At 74.2% G+C, this 19,956-nt stretch carries 18 protein-coding genes; 9 read left to right on the top strand and 9 right to left on the bottom strand.

Translation table 11 applies throughout. From position 1 onward, the window contains the following. Positions 1-218 precede the first annotated feature (218 nt). Together BU52_RS16645 and BU52_RS16650 are read left to right on the top strand one after the other, a co-directional pair. Positions 219-3,074, top strand: coding sequence for a DEAD/DEAH box helicase (locus BU52_RS16645; RefSeq protein ID WP_051858314.1), 2,856 nt, complete (start codon positions 219-221; stop codon positions 3,072-3,074). Continuing rightward, positions 3,071-4,333: an SWF or SNF family helicase gene (locus BU52_RS16650; RefSeq protein WP_037934794.1), complete on the top strand. Its 1,263-nt coding sequence runs from the start codon at positions 3,071-3,073 to the stop codon at positions 4,331-4,333. Before BU52_RS16645 ends, BU52_RS16650 begins: the two co-directional genes overlap by 4 nt. Positions 4,334-4,353: 20 nt before the next feature. Here the strand turns inward: BU52_RS16650 and BU52_RS36375 are convergent, their stop codons facing one another. Both BU52_RS36375 and xylA read right to left on the bottom strand, forming a co-directional pair. Continuing rightward, positions 4,354-4,617, bottom strand: coding sequence for a hypothetical protein (locus tag BU52_RS36375; RefSeq protein ID WP_235216362.1), 264 nt, complete (start codon positions 4,615-4,617; stop codon positions 4,354-4,356). Positions 4,618-5,233: 616 nt separating this feature from the next. Continuing rightward, positions 5,234-6,400, bottom strand: a complete 1,167-nt coding sequence (xylA, locus tag BU52_RS16660; RefSeq protein ID WP_037934796.1) for a xylose isomerase — start codon at positions 6,398-6,400, stop codon at positions 5,234-5,236. Positions 6,401-6,515: 115 nt separating this feature from the next. Between xylA and xylB the strand changes: the two genes are divergently transcribed. Together xylB and BU52_RS16670 are read left to right on the top strand one after the other, a co-directional pair. Continuing rightward, positions 6,516-7,961, top strand: a complete 1,446-nt coding sequence (xylB, locus tag BU52_RS16665) for a xylulokinase (protein WP_037934798.1) — start codon at positions 6,516-6,518, stop codon at positions 7,959-7,961. Between the two features lie 42 nt (positions 7,962-8,003). Next, the gene (locus tag BU52_RS16670) at positions 8,004-9,212 is read left to right on the top strand and encodes an ROK family transcriptional regulator (protein WP_037934800.1); all 1,209 of its coding nucleotides are present in this window, start codon (positions 8,004-8,006) and stop codon (positions 9,210-9,212) included. Between the two features lie 22 nt (positions 9,213-9,234). Here BU52_RS16670 and BU52_RS16675 read toward each other — a convergent pair whose 3' ends face one another. Then, positions 9,235-9,606 carry a DUF4180 domain-containing protein gene (locus BU52_RS16675; RefSeq protein WP_037934803.1) on the bottom strand — a complete coding sequence of 124 codons (372 nt, stop codon included), beginning with the start codon at positions 9,604-9,606 and terminating at the stop codon, positions 9,235-9,237. A gap of 122 nt (positions 9,607-9,728) precedes the next feature. Between BU52_RS16675 and BU52_RS16680 the strand changes: the two genes are divergently transcribed. Next, positions 9,729-10,124, top strand: a complete 396-nt coding sequence (locus BU52_RS16680) for a luciferase domain-containing protein (protein ID WP_037934806.1) — start codon at positions 9,729-9,731, stop codon at positions 10,122-10,124. Between the two features lie 21 nt (positions 10,125-10,145). On the opposite strand, the gene BU52_RS16685 is transcribed toward BU52_RS16680, so the two are convergent. The 6 genes from BU52_RS16685 to BU52_RS16710 form a co-directional block, all read right to left on the bottom strand. Beyond that, entirely contained in the window at positions 10,146-10,340 is a 195-nt protein-coding gene (locus BU52_RS16685; protein WP_037934808.1) for a hypothetical protein, read from the bottom strand. 102 nt (positions 10,341-10,442) lie between these two features. Further along, the gene (locus BU52_RS16690; protein WP_037934811.1) at positions 10,443-11,306 is read right to left on the bottom strand and encodes a phosphatidylinositol-specific phospholipase C/glycerophosphodiester phosphodiesterase family protein; all 864 of its coding nucleotides are present in this window, start codon (positions 11,304-11,306) and stop codon (positions 10,443-10,445) included. Positions 11,307-11,485: 179 nt separating this feature from the next. Further along, complete coding sequence (locus BU52_RS16695; RefSeq protein WP_037934814.1) at positions 11,486-12,571, bottom strand: acyl-CoA dehydrogenase family protein; 1,086 nt, start codon at positions 12,569-12,571, stop codon at positions 11,486-11,488. Further along, positions 12,568-13,749 (bottom strand): acyl-CoA dehydrogenase family protein, encoded by a 1,182-nt coding sequence (locus tag BU52_RS16700; RefSeq protein ID WP_037934817.1) that lies wholly within the window; start codon positions 13,747-13,749, stop codon positions 12,568-12,570. The genes BU52_RS16695 and BU52_RS16700 overlap by 4 nt, the downstream gene beginning before the upstream one ends. Next, positions 13,746-14,723, bottom strand: a complete 978-nt coding sequence (locus BU52_RS16705; protein ID WP_037934821.1) for an NADPH:quinone oxidoreductase family protein — start codon at positions 14,721-14,723, stop codon at positions 13,746-13,748. The genes BU52_RS16700 and BU52_RS16705 overlap by 4 nt, the downstream gene beginning before the upstream one ends. A gap of 94 nt (positions 14,724-14,817) precedes the next feature. After that, the gene (locus BU52_RS16710; protein WP_037934823.1) at positions 14,818-15,393 is read right to left on the bottom strand and encodes a helix-turn-helix domain-containing protein; all 576 of its coding nucleotides are present in this window, start codon (positions 15,391-15,393) and stop codon (positions 14,818-14,820) included. A 77-nt stretch (positions 15,394-15,470) separates the two neighbouring features. On the opposite strand from BU52_RS16710, the gene BU52_RS16715 reads away from it, so the two are divergent. The 4 genes from BU52_RS16715 to BU52_RS16730 all read left to right on the top strand — a co-directional run bounded on the left by BU52_RS16715 (position 15,471) and on the right by BU52_RS16730 (position 19,933). Beyond that, positions 15,471-16,418 (top strand): NAD(P)/FAD-dependent oxidoreductase, encoded by a 948-nt coding sequence (locus BU52_RS16715; RefSeq protein WP_037935185.1) that lies wholly within the window; start codon positions 15,471-15,473, stop codon positions 16,416-16,418. A gap of 51 nt (positions 16,419-16,469) precedes the next feature. Next, positions 16,470-18,008 carry an ATP-dependent DNA ligase gene (locus tag BU52_RS16720; RefSeq protein WP_037934826.1) on the top strand — a complete coding sequence of 513 codons (1,539 nt, stop codon included), beginning with the start codon at positions 16,470-16,472 and terminating at the stop codon, positions 18,006-18,008. Beyond that, a complete protein-coding gene (locus tag BU52_RS16725) occupies positions 18,005-18,469 on the top strand; it encodes an NUDIX domain-containing protein (protein WP_037934829.1) in 465 nt (154 codons plus the stop codon). The genes BU52_RS16720 and BU52_RS16725 overlap by 4 nt, the downstream gene beginning before the upstream one ends. Before the next feature lie 78 nt (positions 18,470-18,547). Further along, on the top strand, positions 18,548-19,933 hold the full coding sequence (locus tag BU52_RS16730) for an NADP-dependent succinic semialdehyde dehydrogenase (protein WP_037934833.1): 1,386 nt from the start codon (positions 18,548-18,550) through the stop codon (positions 19,931-19,933). Positions 19,934-19,956 lie beyond the last annotated feature (23 nt).

Below are 19,956 nucleotides of genomic sequence, written 5' to 3' on the forward strand. Positions count from 1 at the left end.
CGCTGCCGGCGGTTCCGGACCGCGACCCCGAGTCGTCCCTGAGGTGCGCCCCCTAGGGTCTCCGGGACCCTCCCGGGCGCCCCACGGCGGCCGGCCCTCGGCACCCCCCTGGTGACGCGGCTCACAGTCCAGGCATACCCGGTCGCACCGTCCGTGCTGTACCCTCGGCGACTCCGGTTCCACTAGTCAAATTTGAGGACCTCGCCATCGCTGCGCAGATGACTCCCCCGGCCTCGGCCTCCGTGCCCTTCGCACCGGCCCGCTGTCCTGCCGTCTTCGTCCCCGGTGATCCCGCCCGCACCGGACGCGTCGCCTTCTGGCGGCCCGACGGCTCCGCTCCCCCGCCCACGGGCGCCGCGCCGGCCGAGCACCTGACCGTCGTCGTGCCCGGCGACGGCGGCGTCGAGAGGGTACGCGTCCCCGCCACCCTGCTGCCCGTGGACGCCGCGCTCCCGGTCCTCACGCGGGCGCGCGCCGCCGGTGAGGGGCACCGGGCCACCGTGTTCTGGGGCGCCGCTGCCGTGCACGCCCTGCATCTGGTGGCGCGCGGGCTGCTGCTGCCGGGCCTGTCCCCCGCCGGCCACGACGCCTGGCGCGCCGGCCCGCTGGACGCGGAGGACGTCGAGGCGATCCGCCGGCTCGCGGCCGCGATGCCGCCCGAGGCGCACGCCGTGCCGCTGGACGCCACCGGGGCGCCGCGTCTGCCCGAACCCGAGGCGCTGCTGCGCGCCTTCCTCGACGCCGTCGCCGACACCCTCCCCCGCTCCCCCGCCGCCCGCCTCGTGACGGGCACCGCGGCCTTCGCGGTGCCCCGGCCGCAGCGGCTGCCCGGACTGCGCGCCTGGGCCGCGGACATCGCCGCCGGCCACGACGCGGGCGTGCGGCTGTCGTTGCGCGTCGAGGTCCGCGGGCTCACGGACACGGGGGACGACGGCGCGGACGTGTCGTTCCGTGCCGTCCTGCAGATGCACGGCGTGAGCGATCCCGCCCTCGTCGCGGACGCCGCCGACGTGTGGTCCGGGACCTCGGACGCGGGCTTCGGTTCCCGTGCGCGGATGGACGCCCTGCTCGCGCTGCGCCGCGCGGCACGCGCCTGGGCACCGCTCTCGCCCCTGCTGTCGGCGACGGTGCCGGACGCGGTCGAACTCGCGGAGGAGGAGATCACCGGGCTCCTCGGCGAGGGCGGCCGGGCGCTGGCCGGTGCGGGCGTCGACGTGCACTGGCCCAGGGACCTGGTCCGCGAACTCACCACCCGCGCGGAGATCGGTCCCGCCGGCACCGGAGCGGCACCCGGGAGGAGCGGCCCCGCGGAGGGGCCGTCGTTCCTGTCCGCCGACGCGCTGCTCGCCTTCGACTGGGGGTTCGCCCTGGGCGACCGCCGCCTCACGCGCGAGGAGCTGGACCGGCTGGCCGAGCTGAACCGGCCGCTCGTACGGCTGCGCGACCAGTGGGTCCTGGTCGACCCCGGGGAACTGGCCCGGGCCCGCGCACGCCAGGACCACAAGATCACGCCCGTCGACGCGCTCGGCGCGGCGCTGACGGGCTCGGTGGAGGCCGACGGCCACCGGATCGAGGTGCGGCCCACCGGGTGGCTGGCGGCCCTGCGGGACCGGCTCGCGCACCCCGAGGCGCAGGAGCCCGTCGAGCAGCCCGCCGCGCTCGCCGCCACCCTCCGGGACTACCAGCGGCGCGGCCTGAACTGGCTGGCCCGGATGACCTCACTGGGCCTGGGCTGCTGTCTCGCCGACGACATGGGCCTGGGCAAGACCGTCACCCTGATCGCGCTGCACCTGCACCGCCAGACCGATCCGGCGGCCGCTGGACCCACCCTCGTGGTCTGCCCGACCTCGCTGATGGGCAACTGGCAGCGGGAGATCGAGCGGTTCGCGCCCGGCACTCCGGTGCGCCGCTTCCACGGTGCCCGACGGGCGCTGGACGGCCTCGCCGACGGCGAGTTCGTGCTCACCACGTACGGCACCATGCGGCTGGACGCCGGCCGGCTCGCCGGGGTCGGGTGGGGCATGGTCGTCGCCGACGAGGCGCAGCACGTGAAGAACCCCTACTCCTCGACGGCCCGGCAGCTGCGTTCCATCGGCGCACGCGCGCGCGTAGCACTCACCGGCACTCCGGTGGAGAACAACCTGTCCGAACTGTGGGCGATCCTCGACTGGACGACCCCCGGTCTGCTGGGCCGGCTCGGCACCTTCCGCGCGCGGTACGCGGACGCGGTCGAGGGCGGACGTGACCCGGCCGCCGCGGAGCGGCTGGCCCGGCTGGTACGGCCGTTCCTGCTGCGCCGCCGCAAGTCGGACCCGGGGATCGCGCCCGAGCTGCCGCCGAAGACGGAGACGGATCACGCCGTGTCGCTCACCCAGGAGCAGACGGCCCTGTACGAGGCCGTGGTGCGCGAGGCGCTGGCCGAGATCTCCGGCGCCGACAGCATGACGCGGCGCGGCATGATCGTGAAGCTCCTGACCGGCCTGAAGCAGATCTGCAACCACCCGGCGCAGTTCCTCAAGGAGGAGCGGCCGGTGGTCGCCGGCCGGTCCGGGAAGCTGGAGCTGCTGGACGAACTCCTCGGCACCGTCCTCGCCGAGGGGACCGGTGTCCTGGTGTTCACGCAGTACGTACGGATGGCCCGGCTGCTGGAGCGGCATCTGGCGGCGCGGGGGGTACCGACGCAGTTCCTGCACGGCGGTACACCGGTCGCCGAACGCGAGGCGATGGTCCGCCGCTTCCAGGACGGCGGGGTTCCCGTGTTCCTGCTGTCTCTGAAGGCGGCGGGCACCGGGCTGAACCTCACCCGCGCGGAGCACGTCGTGCACTACGACCGCTGGTGGAACCCCGCCGTCGAGGCGCAGGCGACGGACCGCGCGTACCGCATCGGGCAGACCCGGCCCGTGCAGGTGCACCGGATCGTCGCCGAGGGGACCGTCGAGGACCGCATCGCCGAACTGCTGGCGCGCAAGAGGGAGCTGGCCGACGCGGTGCTCGGCGGCGGCGAGGCGGCGCTCACCGAACTGACGGACGCCGAGCTGGCGGATCTGGTCGAACTGCGGGGGGAGCCGCGATGAACGCGTACGACACCGGGGCCGGCACGGAACGCACCTTCGCCGCGCTGCCGCCCGCACGGGGCCGGGGTTTCGCGCAGACCTGGTGGGGGCGGGCCTGGCTGACCGCGCTGGAGGGCACGGCACTGGACTCCGGGCAGCTCAAGGCGGGCCGCAGGCTCGCCCGTGCGGGCGCGGTCGGTGCGGTGTCCGTACGGCCCGGCCGCGTCACGGCGGTCGTCCAGGACCCGGACCGCACGACGCACCGCGCGGACGTCCTGCTGCAGGAGCTCTCCGGGGAGCAGTGGGACCGGTTCCTGGACATGACCGCCGAGCGCGCCGGTCATGTCGCGGCGCTGCTCGACCGGGAGATGCCCACCCATCTGGTCGAGGACGCGGAGCTGGCCGGCGTCGAACTGCTGCCGGGGCTCGGGGACCTGGAGCCGGAGTGCGACTGCGGTGCCTGGGACCACTGCGGTCACACGGCGGCACTCTGCTACCAGCTGGCCCGGCTGCTGGACCAGGACCCGTTCGTCCTGCTGCTGCTGCGGGGCCGGGGTGAGCGGGCCCTGCTCGACGCACTGCAGTCGCGCGGCGACGCCTCCGCGGGGCGGCCCGCACCAGGTCCGGGGGGCGTGGACGCGGCCGAGGCGTACGCGGCCGGGGACATCCTGCCGTCGCTGCCCGGCCCTCCCTCGCTCCCCGCGGGGCCGGGGGTGCCGCCGTCGCTCGACACGGAGGCCGCCCCGGCGGCCGGTGTCGACCCGCCCGCGCTGGAGTTCCTGGCGGCGCGGACCGCCGCACGGGCCCACCGTCTGCTGGAGGAGGCGCTGCGGGGAGAGCCCGACGCGCATGCCGTGGAGCCGTCGGTGGCGTGGGACGCGGTGCGGCTGGCCGCCGGTGAGCCCGACCCCGCGGTGACGGCCCGGCTCGCCGAGGGGTCCGGCCGGGGCCGGGAGGGACTGGCCGTGGCGGTGCGGGCCTGGCGGCAGGGCGGCAGGGCGGCACTGTCCGTGCTCGACGAGGAGTGGACGGTGCGGGGCGACGCCCTCGCACGCGCGCGTGCCGCCCTGGCAACGGCCTGGGAGGAGGACGAACGGCCGGCTCTGCGGGCCCGGGCCAACCACTGGACGGCCGTCGGCGCACCGCTGCAGCTGCGGCTGAGCCGCGACGGCCGCTGGTGGCCGTACCGCAGGGAACGCGGCCGCTGGGTCCCGGCGGGGGATCCCGCGCGTGACCCGGCGACCGCCCTCGCCTCGGCGGAGGCCGCCGCCGGGGCGTGACCGCGTGTCGCGCCGGCCCGTCAGGGCACGTCGGCGTCCCCCAGGGACGGCAGGAGCGACTCGAGACCGCTCGGGAGGTTGCTGGGCACCCCGCTCGGCAGCTCGGTGGGCAAACCGGAGGGCAGCTCCGTCGGAAGGCCGGACGGCAGGTCGCTGGGCAGCCAGGAGGGGAGGCCCGGCGACGGTCCGGAAGGGCTGCCGGTGACCGTGCCGCTCTCGCCGGGCCGCTTGTCCGGCGAGTCGTCGTCCCCCGTGGCCAGGAGCACGATGAGGGAGACGGCCACGACCGCCACGATCACAGTGAGTAGGACGAGCAGGACCCTGCGTCCGCCGGGGCCGCGCCCCGGCCCGCCGCGGTCCCCGGGTGGCCGGGGCGGTGGCGCTGCCCCGTGGGAGGGCGGTCCGGAGCCGCCACCCGGGGGCGGTGTACGGTCCGGCGGGCCGGGCGGCTGCTGGGGCGGTACCGGTGGCATGGCCATACGCACCATCGTCGCCTCGGACCCCGGGCGGGCGCGAGGACGCCGCCCGGATGTCGGGACGGACACGGGACAGCGACGTCGTGACTCCGGCGTACCCCCAATCGTGGGGCGGCGCGCCGGGACGGGCAGGCGGGGGCGGCCGTGGCGGACGGCGCGCCCGCGGGAGGCTCCCCGGCCGGTGCGCCGGTCGGCACGTGACGGTCACCGCGGGCGAGTGACGCTCCCGAGCGCCGCGCACGCGCGGGGGCTGCGACCGAGCGCCGCGCACGCTCCTCCGCTCAAGGGCGGGCCGGGACGGGCCGGGACCGTGGGGCGGCCCTGCCCCGCGCACACGGAGCGCGGACCGGTCGCCCGCCCACGCGCCGGGGCGCGGCCGTCCCGCCGCGCAGGCGGGGACGACCGCGCCCGAAGCGGCGGGGTGTCAGCCCCGGGCGCCGAGCAGGTGGTCCATCGCCAGCTGGTCGAGATGCTCGAAGGCCATGCCGCGCGCGGCGGCGGCGTCGGGGTCGAAGTCCTCGAAGGCGGACCGGTCGTCGAGCAGGGACTGGAGACCGTCGGCCGCCGTGGCCTGGGCGAGCTGGTCCAGACGGGCCGCGCGCAGCGCCTCCTGCACCTCCGGGTCCGCGCGGAAGGCCGCCGCGCGCTCCTTGAGGATCAGGTAGTTGCGCATGCAGCCGGCCGCCGAGGCCCACACGCCGTCGAAGTCCTCGGTCCGCGGCGGCTTGAAGTCGAAGTGCCGCGGGCCCTCGTACCCGGCCGACTCCAGCAGGTCCACCAGCCAGAAGGCGGCGCGCAGATCGCCCGCGCCGAAGCGGAGGTCCTGGTCGTACTTGATGCCGGACTGGCCGTTGAGGTCGATGTGGAACAGCTTGCCCGCCCACAGCGCCTGCGCGATGCCGTGCGGGAAGTTCAGTCCGGCCATCTGCTCGTGGCCGACCTCCGGGTTGACGCCGTAGAGCTCCGGCCGCTCCAGGCGCTCGATGAACGCCAGGGCGTGGCCGATGGTGGGCAGCAGGATGTCGCCGCGCGGCTCGTTCGGCTTGGGCTCGATGGCGAAGCGGATGTCGTAGCCCTGGGTGGTGACGTACTCGCCGAGGAGGTCGAACGCCTCCTTCATCCGGTCGAGGGCGACACGGACGTCCTTGGCGGCACCGGACTCGGCACCCTCACGGCCGCCCCAGGCGACGTAGGTCTGCGCGCCGAGCTCGGCCGCGAGGTCGATGTTGCGCATGGTCTTGCGCAGGGCGTAGCGGCGCACGTCGCGGTCGTTGGCGGTGAAGCCGCCGTCCTTGAACACCGGGTGGGTGAACAGGTTGGTGGTGGCCATCGGCACCTTCATGCCGGTGTCGTCCAGCGCCTGACGGAACCGCTTGACGTGCTCCTCGCGCTCGCTGTCGCTCGAGCCGAAGGGGATCAGGTCGTCGTCGTGGAACGTGACGCCGTGGGCGCCCAGCTCGGCCAGGCGCCGCACCGACTCGACCGGGTCGAGGGCACGCCGCGTGGCGTCGCCGAAGGGGTCCCGCCCCTGCCAGCCGACGGTCCACAGACCGAACGTGAACTTGTCCTCGGGGGTGGGCTGGTAGTTCATGCCGGGGCTCCTTGCTCGCTGAGACTATTTCGTCATGGCGGTTTACAAATTAGTATGCAGGAACATTTCTGGGAAGAGACACACCCCGCCGGGGCGCGGAAGAGGGAGAAGACCGATGTCAGCAGCCGAGGGTCCGCTCGTCGTCGGCGTGGACACATCCACCCAGTCCACCAAGGCCCTGGTCGTCGACGCGGCCACCGGCAGGATCGTCGCGAGCGGCCAGGCACCGCACACGGTGACCTCGGGCGCGGGCCGGGAGACCGACCCGCGCCAGTGGTGGGACGCCCTGTCCGAGGCACTGCGCCAGTGCGGCGAGGCGGCGCACGAGGCCGCCGCGGTGTCCATCGGCGGGCAGCAGCACGGTCTGGTCACCCTGGACGGGCACGGCGAGCCGGTCCGTCCGGCGCTGCTGTGGAACGACGTGCGTTCGGCGCCGCAGAGCCGCCGGCTGATCGAGGAGCTGGGCGGTGCGAAGGTCTGGGCCGAGCGCACCGGAAGCGTGCCCGCCGCCTCCTTCACGGTCACCAAGTGGGCCTGGCTGGCGGAGCACGAGCCGGACGCGGTCCGGGCCACCAGGGCCGTACGGCTCCCCCACGACTACCTCACCGAGCGGCTCACCGGGCAGGGCACGACCGACCGCGGCGACGCCTCGGGCACCGGATGGTGGGCGTCCGGGACGGAGGCGTACGACGAGGAGATCCTCGCGCACGTGGGCCTCGACCCGGCGCTGCTGCCGCGGGTGGTCCGGCCCGGCGAGGTGGCCGGGACCGTGCGCGGCAGCCACGACCTGCCGTTCTCCAAGGGCACCCTGGTGGCCTGCGGCACCGGCGACAACGCCGCCGCCGCGCTGGGCCTCGGGGTGCGCCCCGGGACCCCGGTGATGAGCCTCGGCACCTCGGGCACCGTGTACGCCGTGTCGCGGCACCGGCCGGCCGACCCGACCGGCACGGTCGCGGGGTTCGCCGACGCGCGCGGCGACTGGCTGCCGCTGGCCTGCACCCTCAACTGCACGCTCGCCGTGGACCGGGTCGCGGCCCTGCTGGGTCTGGACCGCGAGGCCGTGGAACCCGGCCGCGGCGTCACCCTGCTGCCGTTCCTGGACGGCGAGCGCACCCCGAACCTCCCGGGCGCCTCCGGTCTGCTGCACGGGCTGCGCCACGACACCACCGGGGGCCAGCTGCTCCAGGCCGCCTACGACGGCGCCGTGTACTCGCTGCTGGCCGCGCTCGGTCTCGTCCTCGACGAGGACGCCGATCCCTCGGCGCCCCTGCTGCTGATCGGCGGCGGCGCCCGGGGCACGGCCTGGCAGCACACCGTGCGGCGGCTGTCGGGACGGCCCGTGCAGGTCCCCGAGGCCAGGGAACTGGTCGCGCTCGGCGCCGCGGCGCAGGCGGCCGGACTGCTCACCGGGGAGGACCCGGCGTCGGTCGCCCGGCGCTGGAACACGGCCGCGGGCCCGGTGCTGGAGGCGGTGGAGCGTGACGAGGAGACCCTCTCCAGGCTGGCCGGGGTACTCTCCGACGCGGCCTCGCTGCTGAGCCGCGGCACGGACACCGACTGACGGCCGCGCGAGGACGGCGGAGGACCGAGGATTGACGGAGGAATGAGCACACCGCTGAACAGGACCCGCCCGGCAGGCCCGGAGCGGGCGCTGCCCGACACCCAGCAGGGCATGCGCCGCCGCAACCTCTCGCGGGTGATGCACACCGTCGGCGCCGAGGGACCCCTGTCCCGGGCCGCCGTCGCCTCACGCATCGGCCTGACCCGCGCGGCGGTGTCGACGCTGGTCGACGAGCTCATCCGCTCAGGCCTGCTGGAGGAACTGGGTCCGGAGCGGCCCGGGCGGGTGGGCCGGCCCGGGTCGGCCCTCGCCGTGAGCGGGAACGGGCCCGCGGGGATCGGCGCCGAGGTGGGCGTCGACCATCTCGCGGTCTGCGCGGTCGACCTGCGCGGCCGGGTACGGGCGCGTGCGGTGCGGCACGTCCCGAACCGGGACCGCTCCCCGGAACCGGTGCTCGGGGGACTCACCGCGTTGATTCACCGGGTCGTCGCCGAGGCGGAGGGCGAGGGCCTGTGGCCGGCGGGACTGGCCGTGGCCGTACCCGGTCTGGTGGCCCGCGACGCCCGGACCGTCGTGCGCGCCCCGAACCTCGGCTGGCTCGACACCGACGTCGGCGACCTCCTGCCCCCGGGGCTGCCGCTCACGGTGGCCAACGAGGCCAACTTCGGCGCACTGGCGGAACTGTGGCTGGGCGAGGACACTCCGCGCGACTTCCTGCACGTGTCGGCCGAGATCGGCATCGGCGCCGCGGTCGTGGTCGACGGGCGGCTGCTGCACGGGAACCGGGGCTTCGCGGGCGAGTTGGGCCACGTACCGGTGTGGCCCGACGGACCGGCGTGCGCCTGCGGCGGACGCGGCTGCCTGGAGCAGTACGCCGGCGAGGAGGCGGTGCTGCGCGCGGCCGGAATGGAGCCCGGGGAGGACCGCGTCGGCCTCCTCGCGGGCCGCGCCGAGCAGGGCGACGCCCAGGTGCGGCGCGCCCTGCACGGCGCGGGAACGGCACTCGGCATCGCCCTGACCGGCGCGGTGAACCTGCTGGACCCGCAGAGCGTGGTGCTCGGCGGGGCCCTGTCCGGGCTCGCGCCCTGGCTGCTGCCCTCACTGCGGTCCGAACTGGCCCGGCGCACAGCGGGGCCGGCCTGCCCGGTCACCGTGTCCGCGCTGGGCTCCGAGGGCCCTCTGCTGGGCGCGGCGCACTCGGTGGTCCGGGAGGTCCTGGACGACCCGGCGGCCGTGGCCGGGCGGGTCTGACGCCCGGACTCGGGGCGCCGCGTCAGGCCGGCGCCAACCGCTCCTCGAGGGCGGCGCGGTCGTTCACGAACCACACCTGACTGCCGCGGTTGGCCTCGCGCACCCAGTCACGCAGGGCGTCGCTGTCCGCGACCCGGGAGGCGATGTCGCCGACGATCACCAGGCGGATCCGGTAGTTCACGAACTTCTGCACCACGTCCCCGGCGACGCCCGAGCGCAGGGTGAAGAACTCGTCGGCCACCCGCTCCACGGGTACGGCCACCACCTCCGCCTGACAGCCCATGGCGTCGCCGATCAGCTCGAGTGCGGTGTCGCCGCTGCCGAGCTTCCGTCCGTCGTCGCCGCAGACGAGGACGGCGACGCCGTGGGTGGTCAGGAGATCACTGGTTGCCATGAACTGAGCCTATGTCAAGGGCCGGTCAGGAACGGGCGCTCCGCTGGACCGGCCACCTCACCGGTCGATTACGAATCGCCCAACTACTGGTGGCCCGAGGTTGAGCAGGCAACGATGAGGGCATGACACCGGCGCAGCGAGCCATGGAGCGACTGCTCTCATGGACCGATCTCTCGGCCTGTCCGGCCGGGTGCGGTACGGGAGCGGCGCTCCGCACCGTCCACGACGAGATCGTCCACTTCCACTCCGCGCGGGACGTGGACCTCCACCTCACGCACCGCGCGATCCAGCGTTTCCACTACGACCTGGGCGGGTCGAGCGCGATCCAGCTGGTCCCGGGCTCGTGCTGGGTCACGGTGCACCTGGACTGCGCGACGGACGTGGACCTGCTGCTGAGCCTGGTGAGTGTCGCCCTCAAGGCGCACCAGAACCGTCCCCCGTCCGCGCCGCCCTCACCGGCCGGGTGCAACTACCACCGTGTCACCGTGCTGCCGCGCGACGCGTCGGCCGGCCGCTGAGCCGCGGTCTTCGGACGGGCCTCACGGCCGCAGACCGCCGACGATGTCGGCGGTCGCCGTGAGACCACTGTGGATGGTGGGCGCGAGGCTCGTGCCGGCCAGGTAGAAACCCAGCAGCAGACAGACCAGCGCATGGGAGACCTTCAGCCCGCTGTTGCGCAGGAAGATCACCGCCAGGACCGAGAGCAGCAGCACCACAGAGATGGAAACGGCCATCGTCAACCTCCTCCGCCACATCCGATGCGCGGCGTTCGGCCGCAAGTGTGGCGTAACGGAGGGTTCGTCCGGGTCGCTGAGCTGTCCTCCGAACGTGTGGTGTCACGCCCTCCGGTGGGCGTCGAGGAAGGACGCGAGCCCCGCGAGGTCGTCGGTGTTGAGGTGGTCGACGCCCGCCGCGACCAGTTCGCCCCACAGTGCGTCACGGGCGGGTCCCGGCAGGTCGGGGGTGGCCCAGAAGCGCACCCGCCGGCCGCGGGCGTGCGCGGTGCGCACGATGCCGTGCAGTTTCCGGCGCTCGGCGTCGGGGAAGGCCCCCACGCCCCGCCAGGTGAAGTGGAGCGCCCAGTTGTCACTGATCAGCGGGACGAAGGAGGCCGGTGCGGGACCGCCGAGGTCGGTGAGCCGGCCGTCGTAGAAGGCGCGGCGCACCCGTTGGGTGTCCATGGGCACGCGGGCCGCGCGGTCGCCGGAGACGACGGCCGTGACGGGTCCGGGGAGCACCCTGCCGTGCACGTAGGTGGTGAACAGGTGCCGGTGGCGCCGCAGCCGGCGGTCGAGTTCGAGGTAGGTGGACGAGCCCTCGGTCTTGATGTCGATCAGCAGCTGGAACGGTCTGTGCCCTCCGCGGTACACCGCACCGCGGTTCGCGCGGACCCGGGCGGCGAGCGGGTTCAGGTACAGGGATTCGAGGGTGCGGGAGGGGTCGAGGTCCTCGGGGTCGTGGGCCACCAGGAGTTGGCCGTCGACCAGGAAGATGTCCGCCTCCACGCTGCCGAAGCGGTGGTCGAGGGCGTCGAGGAGGGGGCGGGGGTGCTCGTAGTCGTTGTGGGCGTGGGCGCGCCACAACGGGCGCGGGCGGTGAGCCCGTTCGCCGGCCCGCGCCGGGGCCGCGGGCAGCGCGGCCGAGACGGCGAGGGCGGCGCCGAGGGTGGTGAGGGCTCTGCGGCGGGTGGTGAGGGCCATGCTCTGCCTCCCTGGAAGTGCCGTAGGTGACCCCAGTGAGTATGAGGTCGCCCCACGGTCAAGGAGCAGTGCCGTGCGACGAGTTGGCCGATCCGCCGCTGTGTGTTCACCTCACCCGTGCCGGGCGCGCGAGGAAGCCCGCCCCAGGAAGGGGCGGGCTGTCCGTGTGGTGGGGCCGGTCAGGGCGCTCGCAGGTCGACGAGTCCGGCGAGCGCCTCGCGGTGGGCACCCGCCGTACCGTGCGCGAGGGAGTCGGCCTTGGCGCGCTTGAGGTGGAGGTGCACCGGGTGTTCCCAGGTCATGCCGATGCCGCCGTGCAGTTGCAGCGCCTCCTCGGCGGCGCGGACCGCGACGGGCGCGGCGTAGGCCTGGGCGACGGCGACCGCGACGTCGGTGTCCTCGCCGGTGGCCAGGGCGTCGGCGGCGCCCCGTGCCGCCGCGCGCAGGCTGACGACTTCCAGCCACAGCTGGGCGAGCCGGTGCTTGAGGGCCTGGAAGCCGCCGACCGGGCGGTTGAACTGCTTACGGTCCTTCAGGTAGCGGACGGTCTCGGTCAGCGACCATTCGGCGAGGCCCAGTTGCTCCGAGGCGAGCAGTCCCGCGCCGGCCCTCAGAGCGCGGCGCACGGCGGGTCCCGCGTCGCCGAGGCGACGTCCCGGGGCGCCGTCGAGGGCGACGCGGGCGAGGGGCCGGGTGAGGTCCAGGGAGGTCTGCGGGGTGATGACGACCGCGTCGGCCTCCACCGCGTACAGCCCGCCGTCGTCCGCCGGCACGAGCAGGACGTCGGCGACGGCGGCGTCCGCGATGCCGGTCAGCTCCCCGTGCAGCGCGCCGCCCTCCAGCCGTGCGGTGGTGAACACCGGGCCGGGAGCGGTGTGCAGCCCCACGGCGAGGGCGCCGATCCGGCGCCCGGACGCGAGCTCGGCGAGCAGCTCGCCCGCCGCGCCGCACGCCAGCAGCGCCTCGGTGGCCACCACGGCGCTGGTCAGATACGGCACCGGAGCGACCGCCCGGCCCAATTCCTCCAGCACGACCGCCGCTTCGCGGTGGGTGGCGCCCTGGCCGCCCCGGTCCTCGGGGACCAGCAGGCCGGCGAGACCCATGCCGTCCGCGAGCGCCTTCCACAGGGCCAGGTCGTGCGGGACGTCCGATTCCGTACGGGCGATCACGCCCGCCGCGTCGCAGCGGTCGGTGAGCAGGTCCCGGACGGCGGCGCGCAGCGCCTCTTCCTCCTCCGAGTACAGCAGGTCGGGCTGTGGGCTCATCGGGCCAGGTCCTTCCATGCGACGTCCTTGTCGGTGCGCGGCTCGGCCGGCAGGCCGAGGACGCGCTCGGCGACGATGTTCAGCAGGATCTCGCTGGTCCCGCCCTCGATGCTGTTGCCCTTCGAGCGGAGGTACCGGTAGCCCGCGTCGCGTCCGGTGAAGTCGACCAGCTCGGGGCGGCGCATGGTCCAGTCGTCGTACAACAGGCCCTCCGCGCCGCGGAGTTCCACCTCCAGGCCACTGATCTCCTGATTGAGACGGGCGAAGGCGAGTTTCATGCCGGCCCCCTCGGGCCCGGGCTGTCCTGCGACGAGCTGCTGGCGCAGGCGCTCACCGGTGAGGCGGGCGACCTCGGCGTCGACCCAGAGCTTCAGCAGCCGCTGGTGCAGGTCGTGGGTGCGCAGTTCGGGGCGCTCGCGCCAGGTCTTCGAGACCGGGCCGATCATGCCGCCCTCGCGGGGCAGGCGCATGCCGCCGATGGCGACGCGCTCGTTGTTGAGCGTGGTCTGCGCGACCCGCCAGCCGTCTCCGACCATGCCGAGCCGGTGGGCGTCGGGGATGCGGACGCCGGTGAGGAACACCTCGTTGAACTCGGCCTCGCCGGTGATCTGACGCAGTGGCCGGACCTCGACACCGGGGTCGGTCATGTCGCAGACGAAATAGGTGATGCCCCGGTGCTTGGGCACCCCCGGATCCGTGCGGGCGATGAGGATGGCCCAGCGCGCCAGATGGGCGCTGGACGTCCAGACCTTCTGCCCGTCGACCACCCAGTGCTCGCCGTCCTGGACGGCGCGCGTGCCGAGTGCCGCCAGGTCGGATCCGGCGCCGGGCTCGCTGAACAGCTGGCACCAGACCTCCTCGCCGGTCCACAGGGGCCGCAGGAACCGCCGCTTCTGCTCTTCGGTGCCGTACTGGAGGATCGTCGGCGCGGCCATGCCCAGGCCGATGCCGATGCGGCGCGGGTCGTTGTCGGGGGCCCCGGCGGCTTCGAGTCCGGCGTCCACGACGGCCTGCAGGGAGCGCGGGAGACCGAGCCCGCCGAGCCCCTCGGGGAAGTGAACCCAGGCGAGTCCGGCGTCGAAGCGGGCGCGCAGGAAGTCGAGCCGGCCGGTGTCGGCCGGTGGGTGCGCGGACAGGAACTCCTGCGTCCGGCGGCGCAGTTCGGCGGCGTCGGTCATGCGGCGGCTCCGTTCTCCGGTGCGGGCAGCACGGCGATCCGCCCGGTGGTCAGACCGTCGGCGACCCGCTGCACGGCGTCGGCGGCCCCGGCGAGCGGGACGCGCTCGCTCACCAGCGGCCTGACGGCTCCCCGGGCGGCGAGGGCGGTGAGCTGTTCGTGGCAGTGCTGGACCAGCTTGGGGTTCCTGGTGTTGTACAGGCCCCAGTGCAGGCCGAGGATCGAGTAGTTCTTGACGAGCGCGTGGTTCAGGGCGGGGCTCGGGATGGACCCGCTCGCGAAGCCGACGACGACGATCCGGCCCTCGAAGGCGACGGTCTTGGCGGACTGGGCGTAGGCCTGACCGCCGACCGGGTCGTAGATCACGTCGGCGCCCCGGCCGCCGGTGGCCTCCTTCACGGCGGCGACGACGTCCTGCTCGCGCCGGTCGATCACCACGTCGCAGCCCAGCTCGCGGGCGACGGCCGCCTTGGCGGCGCCGCCCACCACGCCGATGACGGTGGCACCCGCCGCCTTGCCGAGCTGCACGGCCGCGCTGCCCACCCCGCCCGCGGCGGCGTGGACGAGCAGGGTTTCGCCGGCCTCCAGACCGGCCCGGCGGTGCAGGCCGAACCAGCCCGTCTGGTAGCCGATGTGCAGGGCGGCGGCCTCGGCGTCGTCAAGGGCCTCCGGCGCGGGCAGCAGTGCGGCGGCGTCCGCGACGGCGTACTCGGCGAAGCCGCCGTACGGCAGCGCGGGGTTGGCGATCACCCGGCGCCCGTCCTCCGTCTCGCCGCAGATCTCCACACCCGGGGTGAACGGCAGCGGGGGCCGGACCTGGTACTGGCCCCGGCACATCAGCGCGTCCGGGAAGTTGATGGTGGCGGCGCGCACCCTGAGCAGGACCTGCCCCTCACCGGGTACCGGCCGCTCCGTCTCCGCGAGGTGCATCACCTGCCCCGGCTCGCCGAGCTCGTGCACGTGCCATGCCTGCATGCGGGGCCTCCACGGGGCTGTGAACGTCGTGTTCGCCTGACCGGGTCCACCGCATACTAAGCGGTCGCTTGCCGATAGGGAACACTCTCGTCCGTCACCCCCGTCCGGGCCGCGCCCGTACGTGCATCCGTTCCCCCTGCGGACCGAACAGGCTGAGGAACTCCACGGGCCCCTCGCCCGTGGATCCGAACCAGTGCGGCACACGCGTGTCGAACTCGGCGGCCTCGCCCGCCGCCAGCACCACGTCGTGCTCGCCGAGCACCAGCCGCAGCCTGCCGGACAGCACGTACAGCCACTCGTAGCCCTCGTGGGTGCGCGGCTCGGGCTCGAGTCTCCGCTTCGGTTCGAGCACCTTGTACGCCTGCAGCCCGCCGGGCTGCCGGGTGAGCGGCCAGTGGGTGCGTCCGTGGCGCCTGATCGGCTCGGACGCGCGGATCCGCGGATCTCCGACCGGCGGGGCGCCGACCAGTTCGTCCAACGCCACCTGATGGGCCTGTGCGATCGGCAGCAGCAGCTCGAGGCTGGGCCTGCGCAGCCCGGACTCCAGCCGCGAGAGGGTACTGACGGATATGCCGGTCGCCTCCGACAGAGCCGCCAGCGTCACCTCCCGCTCCTTCCTGATCCGGCGCAGCCGGGGGCCCACACCCGCGAGAACGTCGTCGGTCGTCATGCCGCTATTGCAGGATCGGCAAAGTTGTTTGTCAATGCGGCACTCACTGGGCGACCGTCGTCGTGGAGGTGGTCACGATGAACGAGACGGACCGAGGCGGGATCCACGACGTGGTCGTCGTCGGCGGCGGGGCGGCGGGGCTGTCCGCCGCGCTGGTGCTGGGGCGGGCCCGGCTGCGCACGCTGGTCGTCGACGCCGGGGAGCCGCGCAACGCGCCCTCTTCGCACATGCAGGGCTATCTGTCCCGGGACGGGATGGCGCCGGCCGAGTTCCTGGCCCGGGGACGGGAGGAGATCGCACGCTACGGCGTCGGGCTCGTCCGGGACCGGGTCACGGACGTCACCAGGGGTGAGGAGGACTTCACCCTCGCACTCGACGCGGGTGGGAGCGTGCGTGCCCGGCGGCTGGTCGTCGCCACCGGGCTGAGGGACGAGCTGCCGGAAGTCCCCGGGGTGGCCGAACGGTTCGGGCGGGACGTGCTGCACTGCCCGTTCTGCCACGGCTGGGAGGTGCGCGACGAGCCCTTCGGCGTGCTGGCGTCCGGCGCGACGAGCGTGCACCAGGCGTTGATGGTGTCCCAGTGGTCGAAGGACGTCACCTTCTTCCTGCACCGGGTCGCCGAGGAGGAACTGTCCGACCAGGACCTGCGCCGGCTGGCCGCCGCCGGCGTGGAGGTGGTGCCCGGTGAGGTCGCGGGGCTGGTGGTCGAGGACGACCGGCTCACCGGGGTGCGGCTGGCCGACGGCAGCACGCACGCGCGCTCGGTGCTCTTCACCGGCCCGCGGCCGGTGCCGCAGACGGGTCTGCTGGAGCGGCTGGGTGCCGAGCTGGCGGAGACGCCGTCCGGCGCCTACCCGGTGGTCGACCCGACCGGTCTGACCACGGTGCCCGGCGTCTGGGCTGCGGGCAACGCGATCGGCTTCGCCGAGCAGGTGGTGCACGCCGCGAGCGGCGGCTACCGCGCGGCGGCCGCGATCGTAGGGGACCTGCTGATGAGCCGCCTGGACGCCGCCCTGAACGGATAGGCGACGCGCGGCCGGGGTGTGGAGCGGCCGCCTCCGTAGCACCATGGCTGCATGCTGCTGTTCCGGCTGGCCCGTGTGTCCCAGGAGGTCGCCGCCACTTCGGCGCGGTCCCGGAAGATCGCTCTGCTCGCCGAGCTGTTCCGGGAGGCGGAGGCGGAGGACGTGCCGATCGTCATCCCGTATCTGGCGGGCCGGCTGCCGCAGGGGCGGATCGGCGTGGGCTGGAAGGTGCTGAGCCGTCCGGTCGCCCCCGCCGCCGAACCGTCCCTGACCGTGCGCGAGGTCGACGCCCTGCTCACCACGCTGGGCAAGGTGTCCGGTCCCGGCTCCCAGGCCGAACGGTCCCGTCTGGTCGCCGAGTTGCTGGGGGCGTCCACCGAGGACGAGCAGCGGTTCCTGTTCGGGCTGCTCACCGGCGAGGTACGGCAGGGCGCCCTGGACGCGGTCGCCGTGGAAGGGCTCGCGGAGGCGACGGGGGCGCCGCCGGCCGGTGTCCGGCGGGCGGTGATGCTGGCAGGCTCCCTCCAGTCGGTGGCCGGGGCCCTGCTGGCGGACGGCCCCGGAGCGCTGGACCGGTTCCGGCTCACCGTCGGCCGTCCGGTGCTGCCGATGCTGGCGCACAGCGCCTCCTCGGTCGCGGAGGCGGTGGAGAAGCTGGGGGCCTGCGCGGTCGAGGAGAAACTCGACGGCATCCGTGTCCAGGTCCACCGCGACGGGGACACGGTGCGCGTACACACCCGCACCCTCGACGACATCACCGGGCGGCTGCCGGAAGTGACGTCGGCGGCGCGGGAGTTGCCGGGTGATCGGTTCATCCTGGACGGGGAGGTCATCTCCTTCGACGGCGACGGCCGTCCCCGCTCGTTCCAGGAGACCGCCGGACGGGTCGGCTCCCGGGTGGACGTGGCCACGGCCGCCCGGGAGGTCCCGGTGTCCCCCGTGTTCTTCGACGTCCTCTCCGCCGACGGGCGCGACCTGCTGGACCTGCCGTTCTCCGCGCGGCACGCGGAGCTGGCCCGGCTCGTCCCGGAACCGATGCGGGTGCGGCGCGCCGTGGCGTCCGGCCCCGGGGACCTGGGCACGGCGGAGGAGTTCCTCGCCGAGACGCTGAAACGCGGTCATGAGGGCGTCGTGGTGAAGGGGCTGGACGCCCCCTACAGCGCGGGCCGCCGTGGTGCCTCCTGGCTGAAGGTCAAGCCCGTGCACACGCTCGACCTGGTGGTGCTGGCCGCCGAGTGGGGCCACGGCCGCCGCACCGGCAAGCTGTCCAACCTGCACCTCGGCGCGCGCACCGCGGACGGCGGCTTCGTCATGCTCGGCAAGACCTTCAAGGGCATGACCGACGCGATGCTGGCGTGGCAGACCGAGCGGCTGCGGGAGCTGGCGGTCGAGGAGAGCGGATACGTCGTGACGGTGCGCCCCGAACTCGTGGTGGAGATCGCCTACGACGGCCTGCAGCGCTCGACCCGCTACCCGGCCGGCGTCACCCTGCGCTTCGCCCGCGTGATCCGTTACCGCGAGGACAAGCGTCCCGAGGAGGCCGACTCGGTGGAGACCCTGCTCGCCGCGCACCCCGAGGTGCGGCCGTGAAGGGCTCGCGGAGCGCCGGACTGCTGCTGTTCCGACACACCGGCTCGGGCCTGGAGGTGTTGCTCGGGCATATGGGCGGGCCGTTCTTCCGGCGGCGGGAGACCGGGGCGTGGACGGTGCCGAAGGGCGAGTACGACCCGGGGGAGCCGGCCTGGGAGGCGGCACGGCGCGAGTTCCGGGAGGAGCTCGGGCTGCCGCCGCCGGACGGGCGGGCGCTGCCGCTCGGGGAGGTCAGGCAGGCCGGCGGGAAGACCGTGACGGCCTGGGCGGTCGAGGCCGACCTCGACCCGGCGACGGTGGTCCCCGGCACGTTCGGCATGGAGTGGCCGCCGAAGTCGGGACGGATCCAGGAGTTCCCCGAGCTGGACCGGGTGGCGTGGTTCCCCCTGGACCGGGCCCGGGAAGTGATCGTCTCCGCGCAGGCCGCGTTTCTCGACCGCTTGGCGGAGCACTCGTCCTGAGGAGCCCTCCCGCGTTGCGCGGCCCACCGCCGCGCGGGAAGGTCGGAAGGCACAGCCCGTCCCCAGGGAGGTCAAGCGATGCACATCGCCACGGTGAATCCGGCGACCGGCGAGACCGTCAAGACGTACCATCCCATGGACGAGGAGGAGCTGGAGCGCCGGCTCCAGCTCGCGGAGGCCACGTTCCGCACGTACCGGACGACGACCTTCGACGAGCGCGCCCGCCTGCTCCACCGGGCCGCCGAGATCCTCGACGAGGACCAGCGGACCATCGGCCGGGTGATCACCACGGAGATGGGCAAGCCGGTCAGGCAGGCCCGTGCGGAGGCCGCGAAGTGCGCCAAGGCGATGCACTGGTACGCCGATCACGCGGCGGAACTCCTCGCCGACGAGGAACCCGACGCCTCCGACGTCAAGGACTCCGGCGCCTCCCGGGTTCTCGTGCGCTACCGGCCCCTGGGTCCGGTGCTCGCCGTGATGCCGTGGAACTTCCCGCTGTGGCAGGTGGTGCGGTTCGCCGCGCCCGCACTGATGGCGGGCAACGTGGGGCTGCTCAAGCACGCCTCGAACGTGCCGCAGACCGCCCTGTACCTGGAGGACCTGTTCCACCGCGCGGGCTTCACCGAAGGCTGCTTCCAGACGCTGCTCATCGGCTCCGCCGCGGTCGACGACCTGCTGCGGGACGAACGGGTCAGGGCGGCCACCCTGACCGGGAGCGAGCCCGCGGGCCGCGCGGTCGCCTCCACCGCCGGAGAGATGATCAAGAAGACGGTGCTGGAACTGGGTGGCAGCGACCCGTACGTCGTCATGCCGTCCGCCGACCTGGACCGGGCCGCCGAGGTCGCGGTGACCGCGCGGACGCAGAACACGGGGCAGTCCTGCATCGCCGCGAAGCGGTTCATCGTGCACACGGACGTCTACGACGCCTTCGCCGAGCGGTTCACGGCCGGAATGAAGGCGCTGAAGGTCGGCGACCCGATGGACGAGGAGACGGACGTCGGTCCGCTCTCCAGCGAACAGGGCCGGAGCGACCTGGAGGAGCTGGTCGACGACGCCGTCCGGGCCGGTGCCACCGTGCTGTGCGGCGGGGAGCGCCCCGAGGGGCCCGGCTGGTTCTACCCGCCGACCGTGCTGGCCGGGATCGGGCGGGAGATGCGCATCCACCGGGAGGAGGCCTTCGGCCCGGTCGCCACGCTGTACCGCGCGGCGGACCTGGACGAGGCGGTGCTCATCGCCAACGACACCTCCTTCGGGCTCAGTTCCAACGTCTGGACCCGGGACGAGGCCGAGGTCGACCGGTTCGTGCGGGACCTGGAGGCGGGCAGTGTGTACGTGAACGGCATGACGGCGTCCCACCCGGCGTTCCCCTTCGGCGGAGTGAAGCGGTCCGGTTACGGGCGTGAGCTGTCCGGGCACGGAATCCGCGAGTTCTGCAACATCACCACGGTTTGGCAGGGTGCGTGATGCCCGCACGACTACGATCCCGA

It is taken from the genome of Streptomyces toyocaensis, from assembly GCF_000725125.1.
Lineage (GTDB): Bacteria > Actinomycetota > Actinomycetes > Streptomycetales > Streptomycetaceae > Streptomyces > Streptomyces toyocaensis.

Bases quoted from the DNA above. Each gene is read 5' to 3' on its own strand.
- BU52_RS16645 (WP_051858314.1), top strand. From the start codon at position 219: ATGACTCCCCCGGCCTCGGCCTCCGTGCCCTTCGCACCGGCCCGCTGT.
- BU52_RS16650 (WP_037934794.1), top strand. From the start codon at position 3,071: ATGAACGCGTACGACACCGGGGCCGGCACGGAACGCACCTTCGCCGCG.
- xylA (WP_037934796.1), bottom strand. From the start codon at position 6,400: ATGAACTACCAGCCCACCCCCGAGGACAAGTTCACGTTCGGTCTGTGG.
- xylB (WP_037934798.1), top strand. From the start codon at position 6,516: ATGTCAGCAGCCGAGGGTCCGCTCGTCGTCGGCGTGGACACATCCACC.
- BU52_RS16670 (WP_037934800.1), top strand. From the start codon at position 8,004: ATGAGCACACCGCTGAACAGGACCCGCCCGGCAGGCCCGGAGCGGGCG.
- BU52_RS16675 (WP_037934803.1), bottom strand. From the start codon at position 9,606: ATGGCAACCAGTGATCTCCTGACCACCCACGGCGTCGCCGTCCTCGTC.
- BU52_RS16680 (WP_037934806.1), top strand. From the start codon at position 9,729: ATGACACCGGCGCAGCGAGCCATGGAGCGACTGCTCTCATGGACCGAT.
- BU52_RS16685 (WP_037934808.1), bottom strand. From the start codon at position 10,340: ATGGCCGTTTCCATCTCTGTGGTGCTGCTGCTCTCGGTCCTGGCGGTG.
- BU52_RS16690 (WP_037934811.1), bottom strand. From the start codon at position 11,306: ATGGCCCTCACCACCCGCCGCAGAGCCCTCACCACCCTCGGCGCCGCC.
- BU52_RS16695 (WP_037934814.1), bottom strand. From the start codon at position 12,571: ATGAGCCCACAGCCCGACCTGCTGTACTCGGAGGAGGAAGAGGCGCTG.
- BU52_RS16700 (WP_037934817.1), bottom strand. From the start codon at position 13,749: ATGACCGACGCCGCCGAACTGCGCCGCCGGACGCAGGAGTTCCTGTCC.
- BU52_RS16705 (WP_037934821.1), bottom strand. From the start codon at position 14,723: ATGCAGGCATGGCACGTGCACGAGCTCGGCGAGCCGGGGCAGGTGATG.
- BU52_RS16710 (WP_037934823.1), bottom strand. From the start codon at position 15,393: ATGACGACCGACGACGTTCTCGCGGGTGTGGGCCCCCGGCTGCGCCGG.
- BU52_RS16715 (WP_037935185.1), top strand. From the start codon at position 15,471: ATGAACGAGACGGACCGAGGCGGGATCCACGACGTGGTCGTCGTCGGC.
- BU52_RS16720 (WP_037934826.1), top strand. From the start codon at position 16,470: ATGCTGCTGTTCCGGCTGGCCCGTGTGTCCCAGGAGGTCGCCGCCACT.
- BU52_RS16730 (WP_037934833.1), top strand. From the start codon at position 18,548: ATGCACATCGCCACGGTGAATCCGGCGACCGGCGAGACCGTCAAGACG.